The sequence below is a fragment of the Mycobacterium sp. TH-M82 genome, from assembly GCF_057473605.1.
Genome location: NZ_JBYCKY010000237.1, coordinates 1 through 3,303, shown reverse-complemented (window position 1 = coordinate 3,303; position 3,303 = coordinate 1). Strand labels below are relative to the sequence as shown.

6 protein-coding genes and 1 pseudogene are annotated in these 3,303 nt (G+C 67.9%); 2 read left to right on the top strand and 5 right to left on the bottom strand.

Features of this window, described 5'->3' with window-relative positions; genetic code table 11:
• Positions 1-107, bottom strand: a pseudogene (locus AC2VON_RS07040) (CBS domain-containing protein); the annotation flags it as partial.
• 105 nt (positions 108-212) lie between these two features.
• Positions 213-617, bottom strand: a complete 405-nt coding sequence (locus AC2VON_RS07035) for a hypothetical protein (RefSeq protein ID WP_486952297.1) — start codon at positions 615-617, stop codon at positions 213-215.
• Positions 618-837: 220 nt separating this feature from the next.
• On the opposite strand from AC2VON_RS07035, the gene AC2VON_RS07030 reads away from it, so the two are divergent.
• Positions 838-1,299, top strand: a complete 462-nt coding sequence (locus AC2VON_RS07030) for a MarR family winged helix-turn-helix transcriptional regulator (protein ID WP_486952296.1) — start codon at positions 838-840, stop codon at positions 1,297-1,299.
• A gap of 33 nt (positions 1,300-1,332) precedes the next feature.
• On the opposite strand, the gene AC2VON_RS07025 is transcribed toward AC2VON_RS07030, so the two are convergent.
• Together AC2VON_RS07025 and AC2VON_RS07020 are read right to left on the bottom strand one after the other, a co-directional pair.
• On the bottom strand, positions 1,333-1,749 hold the full coding sequence (locus AC2VON_RS07025) for a TA system VapC family ribonuclease toxin (protein ID WP_486952295.1): 417 nt from the start codon (positions 1,747-1,749) through the stop codon (positions 1,333-1,335).
• Positions 1,750-1,758: 9 nt separating this feature from the next.
• Positions 1,759-1,980 (bottom strand): antitoxin, encoded by a 222-nt coding sequence (locus tag AC2VON_RS07020; RefSeq protein ID WP_486952294.1) that lies wholly within the window; start codon positions 1,978-1,980, stop codon positions 1,759-1,761.
• Positions 1,981-2,123: 143 nt separating this feature from the next.
• On the opposite strand from AC2VON_RS07020, the gene rpsT reads away from it, so the two are divergent.
• A complete protein-coding gene (rpsT, locus tag AC2VON_RS07015) occupies positions 2,124-2,384 on the top strand; it encodes a 30S ribosomal protein S20 (protein ID WP_486952293.1) in 261 nt (86 codons plus the stop codon).
• A gap of 103 nt (positions 2,385-2,487) precedes the next feature.
• Here the strand turns inward: rpsT and holA are convergent.
• On the bottom strand, positions 2,488-3,303 hold an 816-nt coding region (holA, locus tag AC2VON_RS07010), incomplete at its 5' end, for a DNA polymerase III subunit delta (RefSeq protein WP_486952292.1).

The window sequence follows — 3,303 nt, the reverse complement described above, 5'->3', positions numbered from 1 at the left end:
CCGATGTTGTGTTCGGCGAGGCCGGCGAGCAGCTCCTGGACGGTGTCATCGGGGTCGACGGTCACCACCGCTGTGCCCTTGTTTCGCAACACATCTGCAATCCGCATCGAGCCCTCCTACCGTGGCGACCGGCTGCACACCTAGATTACGACGATTTGCCGCGGCATGGGAGGGACCAGCCGAATCGGATCTGGCGCGCACGGGAGTAGCGCTCACCGATGGGCGGCCCGCCGCAGCGGCAACCGGGCACCCGCCACCAGCAGCCACACCAGCGCCGAGGCCCGCGCGACCGGCAACATCATCCCCAGTCCCGGCCAGACCAGGGCCACTGTCGCCAGCTCGGCCAGCAGGGCAATGGCCAGCCCGGTCCACGCCAGTGATCGCGGCAGCGGTCCGAGGATCCGGCTGGGCACCGCCATCCCGGCGACCAGCAGCCGGGTGCTGGCGGTCGCGGCGTAGATGCCCAACGGCGCCGAGGACGCGAACACGGCGACGGCAGTAACCTGAACCGCTGTGTGTTGGCTGCCGAAGTACTCCAGCACCGGCGCCGCCGGCCCGTAGGGCAGCGGCATCACCCCGCCAAACGCCGCCCCCAGTGCCAGTCCACCCAGCAGCAACCCCAGACAAATCGTGGCAAGCAGGACCAGTGGTGGACCGCCCTGTTGACGGCGGCGCGCCTCATCGCGATTTCCATCAACAACAGAATCATTTATAACGCGAACGATATGCCTGTAGTCCGCACATGGCAAGCGTCTCGAATGATTTTGTATCCAAACAATTCAGTCACGCTACGATATGGCAGTGCCACAAGCATCACGTACCGACCACAATGATGGTGTGGCCTTCTTGCTGGCCCAACTCGGCCATCACGCAGCCGCACTATTTGCCGAACAGATGGCGACCATCGAGTTGACACCGCCGCACGCGGGCATCCTGCGTGCCATCGCCGCAGGACCCGGCCGAAGCCAGCAGGCGTTGAGTGCGCAACTGGGCCTGCTGCCCAGCCGCGTCGTCGCCTACCTCGATGACCTCGAGAAACAAGGCTACGTCGAACGCCGCCGCAACCCGGAAGACCGTCGCCTGCACGCACTGCGCCTCACCGCGACGGGGAAAAAGCTGATGCGCAAGATCTCCGAACTCGCCCGCCAGCACGAGGATCGCCTGAGTGCGGGCCTCGACCCCGGACAGCGTGACACACTGCGGGAGCTCCTGGCAACGGTCGCGCAGCAGCAGGACCTGACACCGCACGTACATTCGAGCTACCGGACCCTGGGCCAGCCGGCCAAGCCGACCCGGTAATCACCAACTGTTGGGTTGGAGCACTACCGTCGATCAGAGCACGCGCAGTACTTCGACATCGCGCCCCTGCGCCAGCGCGCCGGCGCCGGTGTCGAAGGTGACGAGGCGAACACCCCGGCGGCGGGCCAGTGTCAGCAGCTGGGCGTCGGTCACCTGGCGGTATCCGACGATCGGCGCAACGTCGTCGTCGACGATCGACACGTCATCGACCAGGAAATTATGGGTCGCAACGGTTCGCAGAGCAGCGAGGACACGCCGGGCGTCGGCGACTCCGATCGGGTGCGGAAGCACCTTCGGGTTCGTCGACACCCGGACAAAACCGCTTTCGGTGATCGGACAGGTAGCCCAGCCCTGTGCTGCGTTGGCGGCGAACCAATCCCGCATCCGGACGTGGTGGATGTGGGCATCCCAGGCCAACGCGACCAGGGCGTTGACGTCGAGCAGTGCCATCGCCGAACGTCAATCCTCGTCGAGCCCACGCCGGACCATCTCCGGCGTGATCGGCGGAGTGCCGGCCGGGACCCGGATGACCGGCAGCCCGTCGGCGGACTCGACCCGGGCAGGCGTGAGGCCGCGACGGGCCAGTTCGGAAATCACCGCACCCAGCGACCGCCGCTCGCTGGCAGCGAGTTCGCGGGCCGCGGCGAGCACGTTGTCGTCGATGTCGAGCGTCGTGCGCACGCTGTGATGTTATCGCATCAACGCATCGGACTCCGGGACTTGCTGACTTTGGGAGCTGGCGGGCACACCTGGTAGTCTGAACACCCGTTGCCCCCGGTGCCGGGCACGCACACCCAACCCAGCTTTTACGAAGGAACTGCACTGTGGCCAACATCAAGTCGCAGCAAAAGCGCAACCGGACCAACGAGCGCGCCCGGCTACGCAACCAGTCGGTGAAGTCGTCGGTCCGGACGGCCATCCGGGCGTTCCGGGAAGCCGTCGAAGACGGCGACAAAAACAAGGCCGGCGCACTGCTGACCTCGACCAGCCGCCAACTGGACAAGGCCGCCAGCAAGGGTGTCATCCACAAGAACCAGGCCGCCAACAAAAAGTCGGCACTGGCGCACGCGCTCAACAAACTCTGACCAGGCGGCCCCCGCCCCTTTCCGCCCTTTCCGCCCAGCATGCGCAGACTCGCACTCGCGCGGCCCACGGAATGCGATTCCGCGCATGCTCACCGGGGCAGATTCAGTCCGCGGCCAGCTCGGCGACTTTTCGCACCGCGGCTTCCAGCGCATAGTCGGCGTCGGCGGCGGCGCCTTTGACGTCGGCGTTGAGCGCCGCGACCAGTTTCACCGCGGTCGCCACGGTCTCCCGCGACCAGTACCGCGCCTGCCGCTGCGCTTTTTGCACCCGCCACGGCGGCATCCCCAGCTCGCCGGCCAGACGGTTGGGGTCGCCCGGTTGGGACCCCACCCGGGCGATGGTATGTACCACCTCAGCCAGCGCATCGGCCAGCACCACCTGCGGCGCGCCGCGGAACATCGCCCAGCGCAGCGCCTCGGCGGCGCCGGCGACGTCGCCGACGACAGCCTTGTCGGCGATGTCGAACCCGGTCACCTCCGCTTTTCCGCTGTGATAGCGGCGTACCGCGGCGGCGTCGACGTGTCCGCCGGTGTCGGCGACCAACTGCGAGCAGGCCGCCGCCAGCTCGCGGATATCGGAGCCGACCGCGTCGAGCAGCGCGGTCACCGTCGCCGCGTCCGCCTTGACCTGTAGCCCGGCGAACTCGGCGCGGACGAAATCGGCGCGGTCGCGGGGTTTGGTGATCCGCGCGCACGGATGCACCTGCGCGCCGAGCTGCCGCAGCCGGCCGGTCAGCGCTTTGGCGCGCCCGCCGCCGGAGTGCGCCACCACCAGCACCGTGCCCGGCGGCAGGTCGGCGGCCACCGATTCGATCAGCGCCGCCGCGTCCTTGCCGGCCTCGTCGGCATCGTCGAGCACCACCACCCGCTCGTCGGCGAAGAGCGACGGGCTCAACAGCTCGGCGAGTTCGCCGGTGTC

What these genes read in the sequence shown, in the direction of transcription:
- AC2VON_RS07025 (WP_486952295.1), bottom strand. Translation starts at nt 1,749, where the DNA reads ATGGCACTGCTCGACGTCAACGCCCTGGTCGCGTTGGCCTGGGATGCC.